Below are 21614 nucleotides of genomic sequence, written 5' to 3' on the forward strand. Positions count from 1 at the left end.
ACCTTCGTTCATACTTTGCATCGCCCCATTCGAAAGCTCGTCATGATGAAGTCCATTGCCGTCGCTGCGCTCGCGGCCGCAGCGACCCTCGCCGCCGCACAGCAGGCACCGGAAATGGCCGCCTTGCCGGCAGGAGGTCCGGTCAAGGGCGCCAGCTACGTGGTCGACCCAACCCACACTTTCGTGATGTACGAGATGGGCCACTACGGCACCACCACCAACCGCGGCCGCTTCAGCACCAAGGACGGCACGGTCAAGATCGATACCACGGGCAAGAACGGCAAGATCGACATCACGATGGACATCGGCTCCATCAACACCGGCGTCGACCTGCTCAACCGCCACGTGCTGAGCAAGGACTTCTTCAACGTCGCGGAATTTCCGACCGGCCGCTTCGTGGCCGACAAGATCGATTTCAACGGCGACAAGGTCGCTGAAGTCGACGGCACGCTCACGCTGATGGGCCAGACGCGGCCCATCAAGCTCAAGGCCAGCCGGTTCGGCTGCTACCTCAGCCCGCTGATCAAGCGCCAGGTCTGCGGCGGCGACTTCGAGACCATCGTGGAGCGCAGCGAGTGGGGCATCACCTGGGGCATCAACTTCGGCTTCGAGAACAAGGTGCGGCTCCTGGTGCAGGTCGAGGCGGTCAACATCACGGACCGGCCGAGCTAGGGCGCGATCGCTTCTTCGCTGCCGGTCCGAGGGCGAGCTCGAACTGTTCGAGCGCTTGAGGATGTCCACTCAAGGCCCTGCGCAAAGCAGGCAGGCGGGTTCTCGCCACTTCCTTGAGTGCGGCTGGCGCATCCCGAAACGAATCGGACAGAAGCTCGTCTTGCTGCTCGGCCAGGACGGCTCCCAGGGTCGCTGCCTGCAGCAGGTCCTTTTCGGCTTTCTCGGGCTTGGCCTTGCGCTCGGCGCTCGCGTAGAGCTTGTGCCAGACGAAGCGCTCCGGCTGCGGCAACGTCAAAGGGATGCAATGGCCGCCGGCAAGCGATGCGGCGCGACTTGGCTCCGCGAGCAGATAGTCATAGTGGGGCACGGTCTCGGCATGCCATTTCAGCTGCGGCAGGGGAACGGTCTTTCCAAGCTCCTCGCCATGCGTCAGAACGTCGACTCGCAATCCATCCCTGCCCTTGAGCTTCACGGAAGTCGAGGGCGCCTGGCTTGGCATCCCGGGAACAGGATGAAAACCAAGCCTGGTGGCTTCCATCGCTTCAAGAAAGGACGCCGGCGCTGCAAGCCTCAGCTTTTGCCGGGCGGCAATGTCGACGTCCTGCGTGCGGGCCGATACCGCCATCGCTCCGAGTTCGTTCAACCAGGCCATGAAGCCCAAGGTTCCGACCAGTGCGAGGCACGCGCCCAGGATGCCCGCGTTGTGAAGCTCGACCAGCACGCTCGCCACGCCTTTGTCCGCCACCTGGAAATCGAGCTTCCTGAGATTTCTCACCTGGGCGCTTGTCCATTGGGCGAACTCGATCTCGCGGGACACTTCGTCGAGTGCCGCGGTGTCCCCGTCTTTGCAGACGATCTGCTCGGCCTTCTTGCCAGGCGCCGGATAGAAGACCCGATACCAGTAGGCATAGCCTGTCCCCCGGCGCAACTGAAGGCTCCCGGGCGTTCCTTGAAGAAGGCGGCCCGCAGACGCAGTGCGTTCCTTGAGCTCGGCGTACTGCGTGCGGAAAGCCAGCTCATGCATGCGGTACAGGGCGTGCTGGACAGGCATGGATTCCTTACCCCACAAAAATGCATTTTATGTGGTAAGTCCCGCTCCTGCGCTGTACGTCCGCGCTGCAACATTCAGCAACAAGCTTCACAGAGCAGGCGGGTCCTGCTTTACGCGGGCCGGGTGCAATGACCCCAACGGCACTTCATGCCTTCAGGAGTTTCTTCATGAACATCGCGCACACCCGTTTCTTCAAGTGGATCGCCGCCGGCGCCTTCTCCGCCGCGGCCGTGCTGGGCGCCACGTCCGCCAGCGCCAGGGACCTGGCCGTGTCGGTGGGCATCCATGTGCCAGGGGTCGCCGTCGGCATTGCCAGCCCGGTCCACTATGCCCCGGCGCCGGTCTACTACGACCCGCCGCCGCGGCACTACCGTCCGGCTCCCGTGTATGACTACCAGCGCCCGCCGCCGCGGCACTTCTACCGCCATGAATACCGCGACGAGTACCGGCACGGTCATCGCCATCACTACCGCCATGACCGCCATGACCGCCATGACCGCCATGACCGCCATGACCACCATGACCGTCATGACCGCTATCGCTACTGATGAGGTCTAGATCTAGAGCAGGCTCTCCGGCGCCAGCGGCGCCAGCAGTTCCAGCATCAGGTGGTCCCAGAAGCCCGCATCGGGCTCGCTGGTGAGCACCTGTTCGACGCCGGCCTCCTCGCTCACCCATTCCATTTTCTCGGTGCCGGGCGCGAAGCGCACCTTGTAGGCGCCCTGCTGCTTGAGCACCTCGACCAGCTTCAGCACCTGCTGCGCCATCTCGCGGCTGAAGATGAAGAGGCCGATCTCGGTGTTGTGCACTTCCGAGCGCGGGTCGAAATTCATCGAGCCGACGAAGAGCGTGCGCCCGTCGATCACGGCCGACTTGGCGTGCAGGCGTCCGATCTGCGTGCCGAACAGGCCCAGGCGCACGCTGCGCCGCGTGCGCACCGAACTCAGCTCGTGGATCTCGGCGCCGAGCCGCAGCATGTCGGCCCGGTAGCGGCGGTAGCCGGTGTGGACCACGGGCTCGTCGGTGGCGGCCAGCGAGTTGGTGACCACGCTGATCTTCATGCCACGCCGGCGGATCTCGCGCAGCACCTCCAGCCCCTCCTTGCCGGGGATCAGGTAGGGCGACACCAGCGTCACGTCGGAACGCCCGCGCCGCATCTGCTCGACCACGTTGTAGCGCACGCTGTCGACGTCGAGCAGCGGCACGCCGCCGTAAGTGACCTGTTTGCCGATCACGCGCTCGGGCGAATCGGCATACGCCTCGGCGGTGGTCCAGATGAGGTCGAGCTTGCCGGCGTTGAGGTTCTCGACGATCGGGCTGTAGCCCAGCAGGTCGTTGGGCGCCGGCGGACGCGGTGCCGGGGTGGTGGCCGGTGCAGTCAGCTCCTCGAAGCGCCGCTGCCGTGCCTCCCGCGCGAGCGTGGGCGCGACCACGGTTTCGATCGGCCGCACGTGCTCGCTGTTCCAGTACAGGTCGAACAGGCTGGAAAGGCGCGGGATCAGAGCGCCGGCGACGAAGGTGTCGAGGTCGATGAAGTTCGCGCCGGCCGTCTGCGTGAAGTACGGGTTGCCGATGTTGCGCCCGCCGGCTACCGCCATCGCGCCGTCGGCGATGAAGAGCTTGTTGTGCATGCGCCGGTTGACGCGGCTGAAGTCGAAGAGCGAGGCCGAGAAGCGCCTGAGCATGCTGCCGCGCCCGGCCGGAAACGGGTTGAAGAGCCGCAGCTCGAGGTTGGGCGTGGCGGCCAGCGCGAGCAGCAGCTCGTCCTCGCCCGCGGTGTAGAGATCGTCCATCAGGAGCCGCACGCGCACGCCGCGCTGGGCCGCGTCGCGCAGCGTGCGCAGCAGGTAGCGGCCGGTCTCGTCGTTGTCGATCTGGTAGTACTGGACGTCGAGCGTGCGCTCGGCGCGGCGCGCGAGCTCGAGCCGCGTGTTGAGCGCGAAGTCGCCGCTGGGCATGAGCCGGAAGCCGCTCAAGTCCGCATCCGGCTGCGAGGCCTTGGCGATGCGGCCCAGCACGGTTCCGGTGGACAAGGGCATCGCCTTGGACGGCGTGCGCTCGAATTCGGCCGGCAGCATCGCGCAGCCGCTGGAAAGAAGAAGCACCGCCATCAAGGCCAGGCCGAGGCGAATCCAGCTTGGGAGCGGACTCGGACGGCGACTCATCGCTAGAGTGCCTTGCGCAGATTCGCAGGCGCGATGCGCAGTGCCTCGCGGTACTTGGCCACCGTGCGGCGCGCGCACTCGATGCCCTGCTCCTTGAGCATCTCGGACACCTGGCTGTCGGACAGCGGCTTCCTCACGTCCTCGGCGCTCACGAACTGCTTGATCAGCGCGCGCACCGCGGTGCTGGAGGCGTTGCCGCCGGTTTCGGTGCCGAGCGCCGAGCCGAAGAAGTACTTGAGCTCGACGGTGCCGTAGGGCGTGGCCATGTATTTGGCGGTGGTCACGCGGCTGATGGTGGATTCGTGCAGGCCCAGCTCGTCGGCGATCTCGCGCAGCACCAGCGGCCGCATCGCGAGCTCGCCGTGCACGAAGTAGCTCTTCTGCCGCTCGACGATCGCGTTGGAGACCCTGAGGATGGTGTCGAAGCGTTGCTGGATGTTCTTGATGAACCAGCGCGCTTCCTGCAGCCGCTGCGACAGCGCCTGGCTGCCCTCGCCCTTGTGCTGCTTGAGCGCGCCGGCATAGATGTCGTGCACGCGCAGCCGCGGCATGACCTCGGGATTGAGCATGACGCGGAACCTCGCGTTGGTGCCGTGGCCGATGCGCGTGACGATCACGTCGGGCACGACGATGTTGCGCTCGACGTCGACGAAGCGGCGCCCCGGCTTGGGCTCGAGCCTGGCGATCAGCTGCAGTGCGGCGCGCACCTCGTCCTCGTTGCTGCGCGTGAGCGTGGCCAGGCGCTTGAAGTCGCGCCGCGCGAGCAGCTCCATCGGCTGCTTGCAGATCGCGATGGCGGTCTTGCGCACCTGGGCCTCCTCCTCGCTCTCCTTGGCGCTCGCCAGCTGGCGCAGCTGGATGGTCAGGCATTCGCCGAGGCTGCGGGCGCCGACGCCGGCCGGCTCCAAACTCTGCAGCAGGCCCAGCGCGACCTGGAAGTGATGCACCAGTTCGTCGAACTGGTCGTTGTCGTCGCCCGCGAGGCCCGAGGCCAGCGCCGGCAGCGAATCCTCGAGGTAGCCGTCGTCGTTGAGCGATTCGATCAGGAAGCGCAGCGCGGCGCAGTCGTTCTCGTTCAGGCGCAGCGACAGCGCCTGCCGGTGCAGGAAGGACTGCAGCGATTCCTGGCTGCGCGCGAGCTCGGTCGCATCGGTGCGCTCGTCGTCGCCGAGGTTGTTGGCGCGCGCGGGCGCATCGCCGCCCCATTCGCTGTCGTCGGGCGCGAGGTCGACCGTACCGTCGCCCTCCCAGTCGGGTTCGCTGTCGACGGGCGCAGCCGCTTCGGCATCGCCGTTGGCGGCGACCGCCACCTCGGCCGGCGCCGCGGCCGAGCCGGGGACGAAGTCAGCCTCGCCCTCGGCCTGGCGGTCTTCGTCGCGCACCGGCGCATCGGCCGCCTCGAGACCGAACTCCTCGCGCGGCGCCTCTTCGGCCGTGCGTTCGAGGAACGGGTTCTCGTCGAGCATCTGCTCCACTTCCTGGCTCAACTCGAGCGTGGAGAGCTGCAGCAGCCGGATCGACTGCTGGAGCTGCGGCGTGAGCGCCAGGTGCTGGGAAACGCGAAGCGAGAGCCCTTGCTTCATCGAAGTACGGTCCCCTACATCCGGAAATGCTCGCCCAGGTACACGCGTCGTACCTCGGCGTTGTCGACGATCTCCGAAGGCGTGCCTTGTGCCAGCACATGCCCGTCGCTGATGATGAAGGCGTGATCGCAGATGCCCAGCGTCTCGCGCACGTTGTGGTCGGTGATGAGCACGCCGATGCCGCGTTCCTTCAGGAAACTGATGATTCGCTGGATCTCGATCACCGCGATCGGGTCGATGCCCGCGAAGGGCTCGTCCAGCAGGATGAAGCGCGGCTGCGTGGCCAGCGCCCGCGCGATCTCGACTCGGCGGCGCTCGCCGCCCGACAGCGCCAGCGCGGGCGAATCGCGCAGATGGTCGACGCGCAGGTCGTGCAGCAGTTCGCCGAGGCGTTCCTCGATGCGCTGCTTCGACAGCGGCACCGGCCGGCCCGCGTCGTCGAGTTCGCGCTGCAGCTCGAGCACGGCGCGCACGTTCTCCTCGACCGTGAGCTTGCGGAAGATCGACGCTTCCTGCGGCAGGTAGCTCAAGCCCATGCGGGCGCGGCGGTGGATCGGCATGTGCGCGATCGGTTCGCCGTCGATGCTGATCTCGCCCGCATCCGCCCGAACCAGCCCGACGATCATGTAGAAGGAGGTGGTCTTGCCCGCGCCGTTGGGCCCCAGCAGGCCGACCACCTCGCCCTTTTGCACGCCGAGCGAGACGTCCTTGACGACCTTGCGGCTGCCGTAGCTCTTCTGCAGGCCGCGCGCCTCGAGGCGGCTGCCCAGGACTTCGTTGCCGCCGCTCACTTGCGCTGCTCTCCGCCGAGCGTGGTGGTCGAGCGCAGGCCCGTTCCGGACGCCGGCGCGGAGGCGGCCGGCGCCGCCGGCCTGGCGGACCCGGCAGCGGGCGCCGAGGCGGCCGCCTTGGGCGTGAGGATGGCCTTGACGCGGCCGCCGGGCTGGGTCGCCACGCCCGCATTGGGCGGCAGCGGCGAGCCGTTGACGGTGAAGGTGTCGTTGCTCTGGTCGTAGACGATCAAGGGTCCGCTGCTTTCGTCGTTGGGTGTCGCGCCGACCAGGCGACGCATCACCGCACGGCGGATGAACTTCACGTTGTCGGCGCGGCTGTCGTACTCGATGACTTCCGACTCGCCCTCGATCCACTCGTCGGGGCCGGCGTCGCGCTTCTGCTTGAAATAGGCCAGCTTGCCGGGCGCGGCCGTGACGATGCCGTACTGGTAGCCCTCGGGATCCTGCCGCACGTCGATGCGGATGCCGCGGATGATGATGGTGCCCTTAGTCACCACCACGTTGCCGGTGAAGACGCTGGTCTGCTTGAGGTCGTCGTAGCGCATGGCGTCGGCCTCGATGTTCATCGGCTTGGTGCGGTCCGCCTTCTCGGCCTGCGCCGCCGACACGAGGCCGGCCACGCCCAAGGCGAATACGAAAGCGCGACAAAGGTGGCGAGAAACGGAGGAGGAATGTAACGATGTCATAAAAGGCACGAAACTTGCTGGGCGATTGTATGCGGCCTCATGGATCCGGTTTCCGCCGGCGGATGAAAAAGCCCGCCGAAGCGGGCTTCCTGCTGGTTGCCGCGACGAGCGGCGGGAGGCGCTTTTTTACGCGCTCTTGCGCGCTTCGCCGACCAGGAAGTCGGTGACCTGCAGCGCGCGATCCATGCTGCGCGCGAGTTCGCCGTCCGTATACCACCTGCCCGCGATGCCCATCGCGGGCACGCCGGCCACCTGGTAAGCCTCCTGCAGCTGCTTGGCGCGCTGGATCTTGCTCGCCACGCTGAAGGACTTGAAGTTCTCGGTGAACTTGGCCTTGTCGAGGCCGTTGGCGGCGGCCCAGTCGATGATCTGCTGCTCGCCCGAGAGGTTCTGGCGCTGCTGGTGGATCGCGGCGAACACCTTACGCTGGTATTCGTCGACCTTGCCCATCGCTTCCAGCGCGTAGTAGAGCCGCTGCTGCGGCTGGAAGCTGGGCTGGAAGGCGACCGGCACGCGCTTGAAAGACACGTGGGCGGGCAGCTTCTTGATCCAGGTCTCGAGCGTCGGCTCGAAGGCGTTGCAATGCGGGCAGCTGTACCAGAAGAACTCGATCACCTCGACCTTGCCGGCCGGCGCGTCGACCGGCACGCGCTTGTCGAGCACGGCGTAGTCGGTGCCCGCCTTGGGCGCGAGCGTCTGGGCGTGCGAGGGTGAGGCGAAGGGAAGAAGCCCCAGCGAAGTGGCGGCCAGCGAAAAGTCACGACGTTTCATATTAAGAAGTTCTCCTGTGCGGCTGACAGAGCCCGCGGCTGGCCCGGAGTTCCCGGACCGGCGAGCTTGAGTATGGATGAAGGCTCAGCGCTGGACGCGCACCAAGGCGGATTCGAGGCCACCGCCGTCGAGCCGCTCCTTGAGCCGGTCCGCATCTTCCTTCTTGTTGAAAGGCCCCGCGCGCACGCGGTAGACGGTGCGGCCGGCCTGCTCGCGCTCGGTGATGCGCGCTTCCACGCCCATCAGCGAAAGCTTGGCGCGCTGCGCCTCGGCGTCCTCGGGGGTGCGGAAGGCGCCGGCCTGGACGAAATACATGAAAGGATCGGTGGTGCTGGCGCTGGGCGCCGCGGCGGCGGTGGTGGCGCCGGGGCTGGCGCCCGAACGTGCCCGCGCGAGATCGCCGATCGGGTCATTCGATGGCGGCACCGCGTTGGCTTCGGCCGGCAGGGGCGGCCGTCCGGCGCGCTGTGGCTGTTGCTGCTGCGCGCCGGGTGGCACCACCACGGGCGCCGGCGCGGTCGGCGGCGTGGGCGCCCCCGCCGTGGCGGGCTGGGGCGGTGCGGGCGTCGCGGGTGCCTGCGGGCGGGCGGCGCCTGCCTTGCCGGCGAGCGGGCCGTTGGGGTCCCAGTCGCGGTTCTTGCGCGCCTCGGCTTCGTCTTGCTCGGGGCCGCCGCGCTGGGTCTTGGTCATGAAGGGGATCGGCACCTTGGTCACATAGACCGCGATGCCCAGCGCCACGCCCAGCCCCAGCACCAGGCCGACGATCAGCCCGATGACGATGTTGCCGCTCTGTCTTTTAGTCATGGTTCGAAATCACATCTTGCGCGGCGCGCTCACGCCGAGAATTGCCAGCCCATTGTGCAGCACCTGCGCGGTGGCCGCGACCAGCGACAGGCGGGCCCGCTTGACCGGCTCCTCGTCCACCAGGATGCGCTCGGCGTCGTAGTAGCTGTGGTAGCAGGCAGCCAGTTCGCGCAGGTAGAAGGTGACGTCGTGCGGCGCAAAATCCTTGGCCGCGGCCGCGAGCATGTCGGGGTACTTGGCCAGCAGCAGCAGCAGCGCCTGCGCAGCCGGGCTTTGCAGCGGCGCGAGCTCGACATCCGCCAGCGCAGCCGCATCGCCGCCCCAGGCCGCCAGCACCGAGCAGATGCGCGCATGCGCGTACTGCACGTAGTAGACCGGGTTGTCGTTGTTCTGCGCCAGCGCGAGGTCGATGTCGAAGGTGTATTCGGTGTCGGGCTTGCGGCTCAGGAGGAAGAAGCGCACGGCGTCGGTGCTGGTCCACTCGATCAGGTCGCGCAGCGTCACGTAGCTGCCGGCGCGCTTGCTGATCTTGACCTCTTCGCCGCCGCGCATCACGCGCACCATGGTGTGCAGCACGTACTCGGGATAGCCGGCCGGGATGCCGACGTTCGCGGCCTGCAGGCCGGCGCGCACGCGCGCGATCGTGCCGTGGTGGTCGGTGCCCTGGATGTTGACCACCTCGCCGAAGCCGCGCTCCCACTTGGCGATGTGATAGGCGACGTCGGGCACGAAGTAGGTGTAGCTGCCGTCGCTCTTGCGCATCACGCGGTCCTTGTCGTCGCCGTAGTCGGTCGACTTCAGCCACAGGGCGCCGTCCTGCTCGTAGGTCTTGCCGGCCTCGATGAGCCGCTTCACCGTCGCCTCGACCCGCCCGCTGGTGTAGAGGCTCGATTCGAGGTAGTAGTTGTCGAAGCGGACCTGGAAGGCCTTCAGGTCCAGGTCCTGCTCGTGGCGCAGGTAGGCCACTGCGAACTGGCGGATCGAGTCGATGTCGTCGACGTCGCCGCTCGCGGTGTATTCGCGATCGTCCGAGCGCACGGTCTTCTTCGCCTTGAAGTCCTCGGCGATGTCGGCGATGTATTCGCCGTTGTAGGCCTGCTCGGGCCATTCGGCATCGCCGGGCTTGAAGCCCTTGGCGCGCAGCTGGGTGCTGGTGGCGAGCGTCTGGATCTGCACGCCCGCGTCGTTGTAATAGAACTCGCGCCAGACCTGCGCGCCCTGCGAGGCGAGCAGGTTGCAGATCGCGTCGCCGAGCGCGGCCTGGCGGCCGTGGCCCACATGCAGCGGGCCGGTCGGGTTGGCGGAGACGAACTCGACCAGCACGCGATCGCTGCGCGCGGGCTGGCGGCCGAAGGCCTCGCCCGCGGCCAGCACCTCGCGCACCACCTGCTGCTTGGCAGCGGTCTTGAGGCGGATGTTCAAGAAGCCGGGGCCGGCGATCTCGATGGCATCGACCCACTGCGCGAAGGCCGGGGTGGCCTGGAGCGCGGCGCTGATGTCCTCGGCCAGTTCGCGCGGCTTGCGCGCCAGGGGCTTGGCGAGTTGCATCGCCGCGGTGCTTGCGAAATCGCCATGCGCCGCGACCTTGGGCGATTCGAACGCGGCTTTGGCGCCGGCGCCGGGCGAGAAGGATTCGAGCGTGTTCGCGAGCGCCGCGAGCAGCTCCTGTTTGACCAATAGCATCGCGGGATTTTACCGGGGGCAAACCCGGCCCCGGCCGGCCATGGTCATCCAGGCGTTGCCTCGGGCCGTTAGCATGGGCGGCCCCGGCCGGGGCTCCTGTCACAACCACCCTCGAGGACACCTACACCATGAAGAAGCTTCTCTCCCTGTTTGCCGTGGCCGCCTGTCTCTCCATCGGCGTCGCGCATGCGCAGGACAAGGCCCCTACGGCCCAGCAAAGCAAGATGGCGACCTGCAACAAGGACGCCGGCGACAAGAAGGGCGACGAGCGCAAGGCCTTCATGAAGACCTGCCTCTCGGCCAAGCCAGTGACGCAGCAGGACAAGATGAAGAGCTGCAATGCCGACCCCAAGGCCAAGGCGCTGAAAGGCGACGAGCGCAAGGCCTTCATGAAGGAATGCCTCTCGGCCAAGCCGGCTGCCTGAGCGACGCCGCAAGCTGGCAAAGAAAAAGCCCCGCAGGCTTCGGCCTGGCGGGGCTTTTTCTTTTTTGGGGGTCAGCGCACTTCGCAATCGACGGCGGCGCTCCTGTTTGCAGAACCCGTGCTGCTCGAGGTCGAGATTGAAAGCACCGGAGGCAGGGTGAATTTAAGTCCAGGGTTGTTGGGCAATACCACCGGCGGTTGTACGAAGGAGGGCGTGAAGCCAAACTGCCCGGCCGAGAATTGTTGCGACCCTCCCTTGTTCGACAGGTTGATCAAGCCGTCGATCACGTGCACATACAGGCCTGGCGCGAGCGCGCCCGGCACGGCAGGTGCGCGCGGCACGGAGGGGATCTGGACCTGCGCAACCCTCTCCCAGACGGGCAAGACTGTCCCCGCATCGCTTCGCACCGGGCTGGCGGCCGAGGCCAGGCTGGCTTGCGCATAAGCGCGCCGCGCCAGGGCGACGGCTGGATCCGGCCGGTAGAAGAGATTGAAACTGCCTGCGCCGGCGTCGACGGTGGTTTCGCCGGCCTCGATGGCCAGGCGGCCGGCGCCGGGGGTTGCGCTGGCGACCACCTGCAGCTGACCGGCGGCCAGCTCGAGCGTGGCGGCACTGGCGATCTTCAGCCGGGTCTTGGGGCCCAGCACGGCTTGTCGGCCGTCGGCCAGGGCGATGCGAACGTAGGTGTCCTGCTCGCTCGTCAGGGTGTCGCCCACGTCGACCACGGATTGCAGCGACAGCACTTTCAGCACGCCATCGGCCTTGACGGCCATGACGAAGCCGCTCAGCTGCGTCACCTGGGCGGCCGGCGTGCCGGCGTGGGCTTGCGCTGCGCAGAGCGACAGCGCGGCCAGGAAGGATGCGAGGACAGGGAATTGGAGGTTCATGGTCGGCCCCGGTTAGTTGCAGTACATCTTCTTGGTCGGCTCGTTCTTGGCGCCGACCGTGTCGCTCGCCGCTTCCTTTGTTTCTTCCTTGGTCGCTTCTTTCTTGGATTCCGACTTGACGACCGGCTGAGACACCGTGGAGCTGACGGTGTTGATGATGTCGACGGTCGTGTTCACGGCCTGGGTGAGGGGCGTTGACGAGAGGGTGGTCTGCACAGGTGGCAGCACGACCGAGCAGCCCATCAGTGCAGGGGTCGCGGTGCAAGCGGCGAGGTTCGGCAGCACGGCGGAGCAACCCGTCGTGCTGGGTGCACTGATGCATTGCGACAACGTTGGCAGCACGGCAGAACACCCCGACCGCGTGGGCACGGCCGTGCAGGTGCCGAGGCTCGGCAGGATCACGCTGCATCCGGGCATGCTGGGCGTGCTGGTACAGGCGGCCAGGCTGGGCAGCACGGCGGTACAGCCGTCCATGGCCGGGTCGGCGATACATACGCTCAGCGTGGGGAGCGCTGGCGCAGGCGCAGGTGACAGGGGCGGCGCAGGCGGCGGCAACACGACCGAGCAGCCGGCGGTGGCCGGATTTTCCTGGCAGGCCGCGAGGGTCGGCAGCACCGCGGCGCAGCCTGTCAGCGCCGTGTCGGCCATGCAATCGGCCAGCGAGGGGCGCAGCACGATGCCCTGCGCCGTCACGCGGCCGCTGATCGAATCCACGGTGGACTGGTTGTCGAAGGTGGCCGCGGAGGTCAGCACGATGTTGCCCGCCTGCGAACTGACGGGGCTTTGCAGCGTGAGGTTGCCGGCGACGTCGATGTTGATGGGGCCGCTGCCCAGCGAAGTGATGCCGGTTTCGGGGCCGGCAATGCCGATGATCAAGGGCGTGTTGTTGCCGCGGAAATTGAATCCGCCGGCCCCGCCGGCAAAGCCGGCCAGCTGCTGCACCTGGTTGCCCGCGTGGGTGAGGTTGACCGATCCGGTGTCCGCGCGGGCCGACAGCGTCACCACGGTGATGGGCGCCGTCTGGTTGATGTCGCCCGCAGCGGTGCGCAGTTCGAGCCGGCTGCCGGGCCCGCCGGTGATGGCCCCGTTGATGTTGATGCCCGCGGCGGCATGTAGCGCCAGGCTCGTGTCGCTGGTCCACGTCACGGGGTCGACCACCTGGATGAAGCCGGCGCCCGTGCCCGCCGCGTTGTCGGTGGTGACCACCACCATGCTGCTGGCGAGCGCGGCCTGCAGCGTGCCGACGGTCAGCAGCGAGTCGCTCACTGCGCCGGTGGCGACGAAGGTGGCGGCCGAGCTATCGGTGCCCACCATGCCGGCGGCGGTGGCGCTGGCCTGGTCGTTCGCGATGTAGATGTTGGTCGGGTCCAGCAGCAGGGTGCCGGTGCGGCCGTTCGGCGCGCGCGTATCGACGCGGCCGCGCATGTCCAGCGTGCGGCCCGAGGTCTCGATGAAACCGCCGTCGCCCGAGCGGGCGCCGCCGCGGGCGCTGATGCTGCCGTAGACGCGCGTGGTGCCGTCGGACCAGGCGATCACCTTGCCGCCGTTGCCGGATTCGATGGCGTCGGCGCGGATGCTGGCGTCGCCGGAAACGTAGAGCTGCTGGGCGTTGGGGATGGCCGGGTTCTGGCCGCGGTAGTCGCCGCCGGCCAGCACGGTGCCGCCGCCGGCATCGCCGCTGGCATCGACGCGCGCGTTGCCCGTCAGCCCCACTCGCTCACCCAGGAGATGGATGGTGCCGCCGGTGCCGGTGCCGGCACCCGTGGCGCTGGTCAGGCTGCCGCCCTCCAGCAGCAGGTCGCCGCTGGCCTTGAACACGATCTGCCCGCCGGCGCCCACCGTCGCGCTGTCGGCGCTGACCAGCCCGCGCTGGTTGACCAGGTTGCCGTAGATGCCGATGCGCCCGCTTTGCGCCACGATCTCGCCCAGGTTGACGGCCTGGTCCTGCGGCGCGCTAACCACGACGTGCAGGGCCGGGTTGGCGCTGTCGGCCAGCTTCACGCTGCGCCCCGCGGCCAGCACCACGTCGCCGCCGGGCGAATGGATGAGGCCGCTGTTCTGGACGTCCGGCGCGATCAGGACCACGTGGCCGCCTTCCGGCGTCGAGATCCGGCCCTGGTTGGCGACGCGGCCCGCCACGGGGCCGGCATTGAAGTTCATCCTGCCGGCCAGGAAATCGCTGTTGGAGATCGCCAGGCTGGAGGCCACCAGCCCGTTCACGTCCACCCGCGAACCGGCGCCGAACACAACGCCGTTGGGGTTGACCAGGAAGACGCGGCCGTTCGACTGCAGCGCGCCCAGGATCAGCGAAGGCTCCTGGCCCGTGATGCGGTTGAGCACCGTGCTGGTGGGGCTCTGCTGGATGAAGCGCGTGACCTCGCCCGCCGCGATCGAAAACCCGGGCCACTGGATGATGGTGCCCGGGGTGTTGGTGATCGCGCGGACATTGCCCAGTTGCTGGAAGCTGGCCTGGCCGTGGACGACGGTCTGGGCTACAGCCCCGCCCGTGCCGGCGAGCATGAGCGCGGCTGCCAGCAAGCCCCGTGCAGTTCGTGCGTGGGTTGTTTTCATTTTTTTCATCCCTCGGGTCATGTCAGTAGTTGTTCATCGGGCAGGCCCGACCCCGGCGCATGAAGCATGGGGTGCGAGTAGTGCTTCTTAGTAGTTGTTCATCGGGCAGGCCCGACCCCGGCGCATGAAGCATGGGGTGCGAGTAGTGCTTCTTAGTAGGAAAGCGACAGGGCGACGTGCACCCGGCTGTCGCCGGACGCGCGCAAGCCGCCGCCGTCGAGCACGCGGGCGTAATCCACCTGCAGGCTGGCGCGCCGGTCCATGGCGAATCGCAGCCCCAGGCCCGCGCTGGAGATGGACGTGCGCTGCTCTTCGCCGGGCAGCGCCTTGTTGCGCGACACGCTGGCAGCGTCGACGAAGGCCAGCGCGCGGCATTGCACGACGATGGCAGCCGTGGACGGGCACCAATTGGGCGTCTGGATTTCCACGTTGGCGAACTGGCCCTTGTCGCCGGCGACCTCGCGCTCCTGGAAGCCCCGCACCGAACCGGCGCCGCCGGCGCCGAACTGCTCGCCGGAGATGAGTGCCGAACGGGTGGCCTGGCCGTTGAACTGCAGGCGCAGCTGCCAATCGTCCGCCAGCCGCCGGCTGTAGGCCGCGCCGTAGCGCAGGATGCGGTAGCTGGCCGAGGCACCGGCGCGCTGGCGGGCGAAATCCTCGCTGCGGCCGTTCGACCCGCCGGGGATGTTCTGCAGGCCGATGAGCTGGACCCCGAGCATGGCGGCGGGCAGGGCCCATTGGCCGGAATAGCCGAGCGACAGCGGATGGACCGTGACCTCGCCGCCCAGCTGGGCGCCCTCGAGGTCGATGTCGTTCTTGTAGGTCCGCCAGTCGACGCCGTAGATCAGCGTGGAGCTCAGGTCGCCCCACTGCGGCAGGTTGTGGTTGTAGCGCGTGCCCAGGACCGTTCCCTTGCCGCTGACCTGCAGGTTCAGCACGCCGGCCGTCAGCATGCCGGAGTTCACGTCCGAATGGCTGGCGAAGAAATCCAGCGAATCGCCCAGCGCATACAGCGGCACGTGGTAGCCCGCACCGAACACGCTCAGCTTCGAAGGCTTTTCGGCCGACGTGATGTACTGCAGGCTCGCCACGTGGTCCAGGCCCCAGAGGTTGGCATGCTGGTAGAGAGTGCTCAGGCGCGTGCGGCCGATCTCGGCGTTGCCGGTGTTGTCGGCGGCGAGGCCGATGCGCCATGGCTTGTCTTCGGCCACGCGGACCACGGCGTCGACCTGTTCGGGCTGCTCGGCAGCCTGCAGCGCCAGCGTGATCTGCTTGGCGGGATTGGTGTTGGCCACTTTCAGGCTCGCCGAAACGTCGCGGATGTTGGGCGTGGCGCCTTCCTTCAGTGCCGGCAGGCTGGCGCGGATGTTGGCGGTCGAGAAGGTCTTGTTGCCTTCCACCGCGACGCGGCCGACGCGCGGCTCGATCACCTTGACGCGCACCACGCCCTGGGCGAGCTCCTGCTCGGGCAATTGCACGAGGACCACGCTGTAGCCGCGCCGGCGGTACGCTTGCTGCAGCGCTTCCACCGCGCGCCGCACGTCGCCGAAGTTGCGCGCCGGGCCGGCAAAAGGAGCCAGCAGGCCATCGACCTCTGCGCCGGACAGCAGGCTGTTGCCCTCCACGGCGAAGCGGGAAATGGCAAATCGGGGTCCGCTGCTGCCAGCCTCGTCGGCGGCCTGAACGGCAGGCGCGGCAGCGGCGAAGGCCGCGAAGATCAGGAACATCTGGGTACGACGCAGCCGCATCCCGCTTTTGGTTGTTTTCATTGGGAGGCCAGGTCGAAGTAGCGGGAGCGGATTGCCGCCGGCGGGTTATACCGGCGGCAAGGCGCAACGCCGGCCAAAGGACCGTCGATAACTTCTCCTCGTGTGACCTAGTGCCGCCAATCGAGGGAAGACCGCAGCACTTTTCTTACTTCAGCACACTGAAGAGGTTGTTGAAGTCGTCGGTCCAGGGCTTCTGGCCCGGGATCGGCTCGAGGACGGAAGTGGCGCCGCGGATCGGGTCGCGCACCAAGGCCTGCGGGTCGCGCGACACCAGCACCCAGTCGGTCTCGTGCAGGCTCGTCGATTTGTCTGGCTGGTCCACCACCAGCGCCGCGTGCAGGCCCTTGGCGCGCGCGATCTTGTCGACCACTGGCGCCAGGGCCAGGTAGCGATTGCTCACATGGAAGGCGATCACGCCGCCGGGCTGCATGTGGCGCAGATAGACATCCATCGCCTCTGCCGTGATCAGGTGAACGGGTATCGAGTCGCCCGAGAAGGCATCGACCGCGAGCACGTCGAATCGTTGCGGGCTCTCGCGCTCCAGCGCGAGCCGGGCATCGCCCAGCACCCGCTCGATGCGCGCCGCACTGTCGGCCAGGAAGCTGAACTCGCGATCGGCCAGCTCGAAGACCAGCGGGTTGATCTCATAGAAGCGGTAGATGTCGCCCGGCCGGCCGTAGACCGCCAGGGTGCCGGCGCCGAGGCCGATCAGCCCGACGCGGCGCGGGCCCGCCGGCGCGGCGGCGATCGCGCGTCCGATACCTGAGGTGGGCCCGTAGTAAGTCGTTGGCTCGCGGCGCAATGCGGGCGCGAGGTACTGCTCGCCGTGCTTGATCGAGCCGTGATAGAGCTTGCGCATCGCGCCCTTCGCACCGCTGCGCGTTTCCGTGGTGAGCAGCGCGCCGTAGAAATTGCGCTCCATGCGAAAAATGCCGACCGCATCGCTCTTCACCTGCTGTACGAAGAACCAGGCGCAGCAACCGGCCAGCGCCAGCGAGGCCGCGAGGCCGATGCGCTTGCGGCGCCACAGCGCGGCAGCAACCAGCGCGCACAGGACCAGGCCGAGCCCCAGCTCGTAGTAGGCCGGCAAGACATGCGGTGCGACGAGCCCCACGCTCACGCCGCCGATGGCGCCGCCGAGCGAGAGCATCAGGTAGAAGCGCGTGAGCCAGGCCGCCGCGGGACGCATGCGGGCCATCTCCCCATGCAGGAACATGCACAGGGCGAACAGGCCGACGACGTAGATCGGCAGCGCGGTCTTGATGTTGGTGCCGATGCGGTGCTGCAACCCGAAGGCGCACAGCAGGAGCATCGCTGCGGCCAGCGGCAGGAACACGCGGCGGCGGTACCAGCGGTCACTCTCGAAGGTGAGCACGAAGGTCAGCAGGTAGACCGACAGCGGCAGCACCCACAGGAAGGGGATGGCCGCCACGTTCTGCGTAATGTGGTTGGTGATGGCGAGCAGCAGCCACGAACCGAGCGCCGGCAGCGCGAGCCAGAGCAGGTAGTCAGTGCCGCGCGGCTTCGCGGCCGGCGCAGCGGCCGGCGCGGACGCGGGCGCGGCTTGCGTGGCCGTGGTCCAGTTCCGCGCCATGTACAAGGTGGTGCTCGCACACAGCAGCACGAAGACGGCGTAAGCCACCGACCAGCCCCAGGCCTGGTGCAGCAGTGTGCTGCGCGGTTCGATCAAAAGCGGATAGCACAGGAGCGAGACCAGCGAGGCCAGGTTCGAGAGCGAGAAGTAGCGGTAGACCTGCGCACCCCAGGGCGTGCGCGCCACCCAGGACTGCACCAGCGGCCCGGTGGTGGAGAGCAGGAAGTACGGCAGGCCGATGGTGCCGACGAGCAGGCCGAGGATCCACAGCGTCGGGTCTTCGGTACCGGTGGGCTTCCAGCGCGCGCTGGTCACGATCGGCAGGAAGACGAGGCTCGCGAGCAGCAGCGCGACATGCAGCCGCGCCTGCGCGCGCACGCCGAGCCGACGCGTGATCCAGTCCGAGTAGGCATAACCTGCCAGCAGCACGACCTGGAAGAACACCATGCAGATCGACCACACCGCGGCCGAGCCGCCGAACCAGGGCAGGATCTGCTTGGCGATCAGCGGCTGGACCAGGAACAGCAGGAAGGCACTGGCGAAGATGGTGCCGGCGAACAGTGCCTTGACGTAGGCCGGCCGCATGCCGGCCGCGCCTCGCGAGAACCCCTTGATCGTCATGCAGGCGTTCTCGGACCCGGACCCTACTTCAGCACGCTGAAGAGATTGTTGAAATCGTCGGTCCAGGGCTCGAGGCTCGCAATCGGCTCGGGCGCAGAGGTCGCGCCGCGAATCGGATGGCGCATCAGCGCCTGCGGATCGCGCGTGACCAGCACGTAGTCGGTGGCGCGAAACGGGGTGCTCTCCGCCTCGTCGTGAACCAGCGCCCCGTGCAGGCCCTTGGAGTCTGCGATCTTCTGGATCACCGGGGCCAGCGCGATGTAGCGGTTGGTGACGTTGAAGACGATCACGCCGCCCGGCTGCATGTGCCGCAGATAGACATCGATGGCCTCGGCAGTGAGCAGGTGGACGGGCACCGCGCCGCCCGAAAACGCATCGACCGCCAGCACGTCGAAGGCCTGCGGGCTGTCGCGCTCGAGCGCCAGCCGCCCGTCGCCAGTCACGCGTTCGATGCGCGCGGCGCTGTCGGCGAGGAAGCTGAACTCGGTGTCCGCTAGCTTGTACACCTGCGGATCGATCTCATAGAAGCGGTAGACGTCGCCGGCCCGGCCGTAGGCCGCGAGCGTGCCGGCACCGAGCCCGATCACACCGACGCGCCGCGGCCGCAGCGGCGCCGCGGCGATCGCCCGCCCGATGCCGGAGTCGGGGCCGTAGTAGGCCGTCGGCTCGCGCCTGCGCGCGGGCGCCAGGTACTGCTCGCCGTGCTTGACCGAGCCGTGGTACATCTGGCGCACGTCATCGGCCGGATCGGCGCGGTGCGAGTCGAACGTGATCACCGTGCCGTAGAAATTGCGGACCATGCGCCGCGCGCCAGTCACGTCGTGGCGCACCTGCAGCACAAGGAACCACGCGCAGCAGGCGGCGAGCGCCAGCGTCGAAAACAGCAGGATGCGCCGGGTGCGCAGCAGCGCCACGCCGGCGAGCGCGACGAGCACCAGGCCGATGCCCAGCTCGTAGTAGGCCGGCAGCACGTGCGGCGCCACCAGCCCCACCGTCACGCCGCCTGCGGCGCCGCCGAGCGACAGCATGAGATAGAAGCGCGTGAGGTAACGCGCGCCCGGGCGCAGCCGCGCCATCTCGCCGTGCAGGAACATGCACAAGACGAACAGGCCGGCGACATAGATCGGCAGCCCGGTCTTGACGTTCGAACCGATGTTGTCCTGCAGCCCGAAGGCGCAGAGCACCAGCATGACCGCCGCCGCCGGCAGCACCACGCCGCGGCGGTACCAGCGGTCGCTCTCGAAGGTCAGCACGAAGGTCAGCAGGTACACCGACAGCGGCAGCACCCACAGGAAGGGGATGGACGCCACGTTCTGCGTGATGTGGTTGGTGACCGCCAGCAACAGCCAGGACGCGAGCGCCGGCAGCGCCAGCCACAGCAGGTAGTCGGCGGTGCGCGGCGGCGCGTCGGGCACGGCGGTGGCGCGATCGACCTTCGAGGCGGGCACGACCGTGCTCGCGGCCCAGCGGCGCGAGACATAGAGCGTGGTGGCGCTGCACAGCACGGCGAAGAGACCGTATCCCCATGACCATCCATAGCTCTGCTGAAGCACCGTACTGCGCGGTTCGATCAGCACCGGGTAGCTCAAGAGCGAGACCAGCGAGGCCAGGTTCGACAGCGAGAAGTAGCGGTACACCTGCGCGCCCCAGGGCGTGCGCGCCACCCAGGACTGCACCAGTGGCCCGGTGGTGGAGAGCAGGAAGTACGGCAGGCCGATGGTGCCCATCAACAGGCCGAGGATCCACCAGGTCGGATCTTCGGCACCGGTCGGTTTCCAGCGCGCGCTGGTCACGATCGGCAGGAAAGCCAGGCTCGCCAGCAGCAACGCGACGTGCAGCCGGGTCTGCGCGCGCACGCTCAGCCGGCGCGTGATCCAGTCCGAGTAGGCGTAGCCCGCCAGCAGCACCACCTGGAAGAACACCATGCACACCGACCACACCGCCGCCGAGCCGCCGAACCACGGCAGGATCTGCTTGGCGATCAGCGGCTGCACCAGGAACAGCAGGAAGGCGCTGGTGAAGATGGTGCCGGCGAACAGCGCCTTGACGTAGGCCGGCTTCATGCAGGCTAGCTCCGCGCGCCGAAGCCGCGTGCCAGGAAGACGGCGACCAGCGGGATCAGCACGAGCAGGTGCGCCTGGATCATCACCAGCCGCCGGGTCTTCTTGATCTCGGCCTCGCTCGGCAGGGTGCCGGTGGAACGCACCGCCTTGCGCCAGCGGAAGTAGGTCAGCGTCGGGAAGATCGAGATCACGCCGATGATGATGAAGAGCGTGAGCTTCACGTGCAGCAGCGGATTGGTCCAGTACCAGGTGGTGCCCTTCATGCCCCACCAGGTGCGCGCGACGCCGGTCGCGAGCACGGCGATGGCGGAGAAGCCGTAGACCATGTCGACCTTGGCGAGGCGCTCGACCACCGCGGCGTTGAGCCACTGCACGCGGCACAGCGCGGCTTCGCTCGAGATGAAGACCACCATCGTGAGGATGGCCAGGATGTGCAGGGAGGCAAGGATCGCTTCGAGGGTCATCGTGGTTTTTCCTGTTGTTTCGACTGCCCAGCGATTGTGCCGCCCCAGAACTCCGGCCGCGCATACTGCGCCTTCAGAAAATCGAGCCACAGCCGCACGCGCAGCGGCAGGTGCTTGCGTTGCGGGAACACCGCGTAGATGCCGTTGGGCGGCGCCGCGAACTCGTCGAGCAGCGGCACCAGCAGGCCGGCGTCGATCTCGGCCTCCACCTCCCAGGTGCTGCGCCAGGCGATGCCGTGGCCGGCCAGGCACCAGTCGTGCAGCACCTGGCCGTCGGAGCAATCGAGCGGGCCGGTCGGCTTGAGGTAGATCACTTCGTGCTCGCCGCCCGCGGTCGGCACGCGGAAGGCCCAGCCGCGGGTCTGCGAGGCATCGCTCGACAGGCTGAGGCAGGCGAAGCGCGCCAGCTCGCCCGGATGCCGCGGCGCGCCGTGCCGGCGCACGAACTCGGGCGTGGCGACGCAGCGGCGCCGATTGTCGGCCAGGCGCAGGCTCACCAGCGAGGAGTCCGGCAGATCGCCCACGCGCACCGCGCAGTCGTAGCTCTCGCCCGCCACGTCGATCACGCGGTCGCTGAGGTTGAGCGAGATCGTGACCTCCGGATGCAGCTCGTGGAAGCGCGGCACCAACGGCGCGACATGGCGCCGGCCGAAGCCCGCCGGTGCCGTCACGCGCAGATGGCCGGCGGCCTTGACGCCGCCGGCGCTCACGCTGGCCTCGGCGTTCGCGAGCTCGACCAGCAGGCGCTGGCAGTCCTCGAGGAAAGCGCTGCCCTCGTGCGTGAGCGTGATGCGGCGCGTGGTGCGCAGCAGGAGCTTGACGCCCAGGCGCTCCTCCAGCGCATCCAGGCGCCGGCCCATGATCGCCGGCGCCACGCCCTCGGCCTTGGCCGCGGCCGTGAGGCTGCCGCGGGTGGCGATGGCGACGAAGGATTCGAGTTGCTTGAGTCTGTCCATGGCGGGGCGTCAATGATGCATGCGCTGCCGGCGCCACCAATCCCAGCTCCGAATT

18 protein-coding genes are annotated in these 21614 nt (G+C 68.0%); 3 read left to right on the forward strand and 15 right to left on the reverse strand.

Going from position 1 to position 21614, the window contains the following annotated elements; translation table 11 throughout:
• Positions 1-45: 45 nt before the first annotated feature.
• Entirely contained in the window at positions 46-672 is a 627-nt protein-coding gene (locus ACSQ9I_RS28230; RefSeq protein ID WP_436306369.1) for a YceI family protein, read from the forward strand.
• On the opposite strand, the gene ACSQ9I_RS28235 is transcribed toward ACSQ9I_RS28230, so the two are convergent.
• Entirely contained in the window at positions 653-1696 is a 1044-nt protein-coding gene (locus tag ACSQ9I_RS28235) for a GSU2403 family nucleotidyltransferase fold protein (protein WP_436315335.1), read from the reverse strand. The genes ACSQ9I_RS28230 and ACSQ9I_RS28235 overlap by 20 nt on opposite strands.
• Positions 1697-1890: 194 nt before the next feature.
• Here ACSQ9I_RS28235 and ACSQ9I_RS28240 point away from each other — a divergent pair, with 194 nt between their 5' ends.
• Positions 1891-2271: a hypothetical protein gene (locus ACSQ9I_RS28240; protein WP_436315336.1), complete on the forward strand. Its 381-nt coding sequence runs from the start codon at positions 1891-1893 to the stop codon at positions 2269-2271.
• A 12-nt stretch (positions 2272-2283) separates the two neighbouring features.
• Here ACSQ9I_RS28240 and ACSQ9I_RS28245 read toward each other — a convergent pair whose 3' ends face one another.
• The 7 genes from ACSQ9I_RS28245 to argS all read right to left on the reverse strand — a co-directional run bounded on the left by ACSQ9I_RS28245 (position 2284) and on the right by argS (position 10209).
• Positions 2284-3888, reverse strand: coding sequence for a phospholipase D family protein (locus ACSQ9I_RS28245; protein WP_436315338.1), 1605 nt, complete (start codon positions 3886-3888; stop codon positions 2284-2286).
• Between the two features lie 2 nt (positions 3889-3890).
• Positions 3891-5471: an RNA polymerase factor sigma-54 gene (locus ACSQ9I_RS28250; RefSeq protein WP_436315339.1), complete on the reverse strand. Its 1581-nt coding sequence runs from the start codon at positions 5469-5471 to the stop codon at positions 3891-3893.
• Between the two features lie 14 nt (positions 5472-5485).
• Positions 5486-6262, reverse strand: a complete 777-nt coding sequence (lptB, locus tag ACSQ9I_RS28255) for an LPS export ABC transporter ATP-binding protein (RefSeq protein WP_093109992.1) — start codon at positions 6260-6262, stop codon at positions 5486-5488.
• Positions 6259-6951 (reverse strand): lipopolysaccharide transport periplasmic protein LptA, encoded by a 693-nt coding sequence (gene lptA, locus ACSQ9I_RS28260; RefSeq protein ID WP_093109991.1) that lies wholly within the window; start codon positions 6949-6951, stop codon positions 6259-6261. The genes lptB and lptA overlap by 4 nt, the downstream gene beginning before the upstream one ends.
• 126 nt (positions 6952-7077) lie before the next feature.
• Positions 7078-7722 (reverse strand): thiol:disulfide interchange protein DsbA/DsbL, encoded by a 645-nt coding sequence (locus ACSQ9I_RS28265; protein WP_436315340.1) that lies wholly within the window; start codon positions 7720-7722, stop codon positions 7078-7080.
• Positions 7723-7806: 84 nt separating this feature from the next.
• Positions 7807-8526, reverse strand: a complete 720-nt coding sequence (locus ACSQ9I_RS28270; RefSeq protein ID WP_436315341.1) for an SPOR domain-containing protein — start codon at positions 8524-8526, stop codon at positions 7807-7809.
• 9 nt (positions 8527-8535) lie between these two features.
• Positions 8536-10209 (reverse strand): arginine--tRNA ligase, encoded by a 1674-nt coding sequence (gene argS, locus ACSQ9I_RS28275; RefSeq protein WP_436315342.1) that lies wholly within the window; start codon positions 10207-10209, stop codon positions 8536-8538.
• 128 nt (positions 10210-10337) lie between these two features.
• Here argS and ACSQ9I_RS28280 point away from each other — a divergent pair, with 128 nt between their 5' ends.
• Entirely contained in the window at positions 10338-10634 is a 297-nt protein-coding gene (locus ACSQ9I_RS28280) for a PsiF family protein (protein WP_093109987.1), read from the forward strand.
• Between the two features lie 71 nt (positions 10635-10705).
• Here the strand turns inward: ACSQ9I_RS28280 and ACSQ9I_RS28285 are convergent, their stop codons facing one another.
• The 7 genes from ACSQ9I_RS28285 to ACSQ9I_RS28315 form a co-directional block, all read right to left on the reverse strand.
• On the reverse strand, positions 10706-11521 hold the full coding sequence (locus tag ACSQ9I_RS28285) for a hypothetical protein (RefSeq protein ID WP_436315343.1): 816 nt from the start codon (positions 11519-11521) through the stop codon (positions 10706-10708).
• Positions 11522-11533: 12 nt separating this feature from the next.
• Complete coding sequence (locus tag ACSQ9I_RS28290; protein WP_436315344.1) at positions 11534-14092, reverse strand: two-partner secretion domain-containing protein; 2559 nt, start codon at positions 14090-14092, stop codon at positions 11534-11536.
• A gap of 152 nt (positions 14093-14244) precedes the next feature.
• Positions 14245-15861, reverse strand: a complete 1617-nt coding sequence (locus ACSQ9I_RS28295; RefSeq protein WP_436315345.1) for a ShlB/FhaC/HecB family hemolysin secretion/activation protein — start codon at positions 15859-15861, stop codon at positions 14245-14247.
• A gap of 145 nt (positions 15862-16006) precedes the next feature.
• Entirely contained in the window at positions 16007-18076 is a 2070-nt protein-coding gene (locus ACSQ9I_RS28300) for a spermidine synthase (RefSeq protein WP_436315346.1), read from the reverse strand.
• Positions 18077-18099: 23 nt separating this feature from the next.
• Positions 18100-20139, reverse strand: a complete 2040-nt coding sequence (locus ACSQ9I_RS28305) for a spermidine synthase (RefSeq protein ID WP_436315347.1) — start codon at positions 20137-20139, stop codon at positions 18100-18102.
• A 5-nt stretch (positions 20140-20144) separates the two neighbouring features.
• Positions 20145-20603 (reverse strand): DUF2214 family protein, encoded by a 459-nt coding sequence (locus ACSQ9I_RS28310; protein WP_436305858.1) that lies wholly within the window; start codon positions 20601-20603, stop codon positions 20145-20147.
• Positions 20600-21559 (reverse strand): LysR family transcriptional regulator, encoded by a 960-nt coding sequence (locus ACSQ9I_RS28315; protein WP_436315349.1) that lies wholly within the window; start codon positions 21557-21559, stop codon positions 20600-20602. Before ACSQ9I_RS28315 ends, ACSQ9I_RS28310 begins: the two co-directional genes overlap by 4 nt.
• Between the last annotated feature and the right edge of the window lie 55 nt (positions 21560-21614).

This window comes from Variovorax sp. LjRoot84 (genome assembly GCF_964254305.1).
Taxonomy (GTDB): Bacteria; Pseudomonadota; Gammaproteobacteria; order Burkholderiales; family Burkholderiaceae_C; genus Variovorax.

What these genes read in the sequence shown, in the direction of transcription:
- ACSQ9I_RS28230 (WP_436306369.1), top strand. Translation starts at nt 46, where the DNA reads ATGAAGTCCATTGCCGTCGCTGCGCTCGCGGCCGCAGCGACCCTCGCC.
- ACSQ9I_RS28235 (WP_436315335.1), bottom strand. Translation starts at nt 1,696, where the DNA reads ATGCATGAGCTGGCTTTCCGCACGCAGTACGCCGAGCTCAAGGAACGC.
- ACSQ9I_RS28240 (WP_436315336.1), top strand. Translation starts at nt 1,891, where the DNA reads ATGAACATCGCGCACACCCGTTTCTTCAAGTGGATCGCCGCCGGCGCC.
- ACSQ9I_RS28245 (WP_436315338.1), bottom strand. Translation starts at nt 3,888, where the DNA reads ATGAGTCGCCGTCCGAGTCCGCTCCCAAGCTGGATTCGCCTCGGCCTG.
- ACSQ9I_RS28250 (WP_436315339.1), bottom strand. Translation starts at nt 5,471, where the DNA reads ATGAAGCAAGGGCTCTCGCTTCGCGTTTCCCAGCACCTGGCGCTCACG.
- lptA (WP_093109991.1), bottom strand. Translation starts at nt 6,951, where the DNA reads ATGACATCGTTACATTCCTCCTCCGTTTCTCGCCACCTTTGTCGCGCT.
- ACSQ9I_RS28265 (WP_436315340.1), bottom strand. Translation starts at nt 7,722, where the DNA reads ATGAAACGTCGTGACTTTTCGCTGGCCGCCACTTCGCTGGGGCTTCTT.
- ACSQ9I_RS28270 (WP_436315341.1), bottom strand. Translation starts at nt 8,526, where the DNA reads ATGACTAAAAGACAGAGCGGCAACATCGTCATCGGGCTGATCGTCGGC.
- argS (WP_436315342.1), bottom strand. Translation starts at nt 10,209, where the DNA reads ATGCTATTGGTCAAACAGGAGCTGCTCGCGGCGCTCGCGAACACGCTC.
- ACSQ9I_RS28280 (WP_093109987.1), top strand. Translation starts at nt 10,338, where the DNA reads ATGAAGAAGCTTCTCTCCCTGTTTGCCGTGGCCGCCTGTCTCTCCATC.
- ACSQ9I_RS28285 (WP_436315343.1), bottom strand. Translation starts at nt 11,521, where the DNA reads ATGAACCTCCAATTCCCTGTCCTCGCATCCTTCCTGGCCGCGCTGTCG.
- ACSQ9I_RS28290 (WP_436315344.1), bottom strand. Translation starts at nt 14,092, where the DNA reads ATGAAAACAACCCACGCACGAACTGCACGGGGCTTGCTGGCAGCCGCG.
- ACSQ9I_RS28295 (WP_436315345.1), bottom strand. Translation starts at nt 15,861, where the DNA reads ATGAAAACAACCAAAAGCGGGATGCGGCTGCGTCGTACCCAGATGTTC.
- ACSQ9I_RS28300 (WP_436315346.1), bottom strand. Translation starts at nt 18,076, where the DNA reads ATGACGATCAAGGGGTTCTCGCGAGGCGCGGCCGGCATGCGGCCGGCC.
- ACSQ9I_RS28305 (WP_436315347.1), bottom strand. Translation starts at nt 20,139, where the DNA reads ATGAAGCCGGCCTACGTCAAGGCGCTGTTCGCCGGCACCATCTTCACC.
- ACSQ9I_RS28310 (WP_436305858.1), bottom strand. Translation starts at nt 20,603, where the DNA reads ATGACCCTCGAAGCGATCCTTGCCTCCCTGCACATCCTGGCCATCCTC.
- ACSQ9I_RS28315 (WP_436315349.1), bottom strand. Translation starts at nt 21,559, where the DNA reads ATGGACAGACTCAAGCAACTCGAATCCTTCGTCGCCATCGCCACCCGC.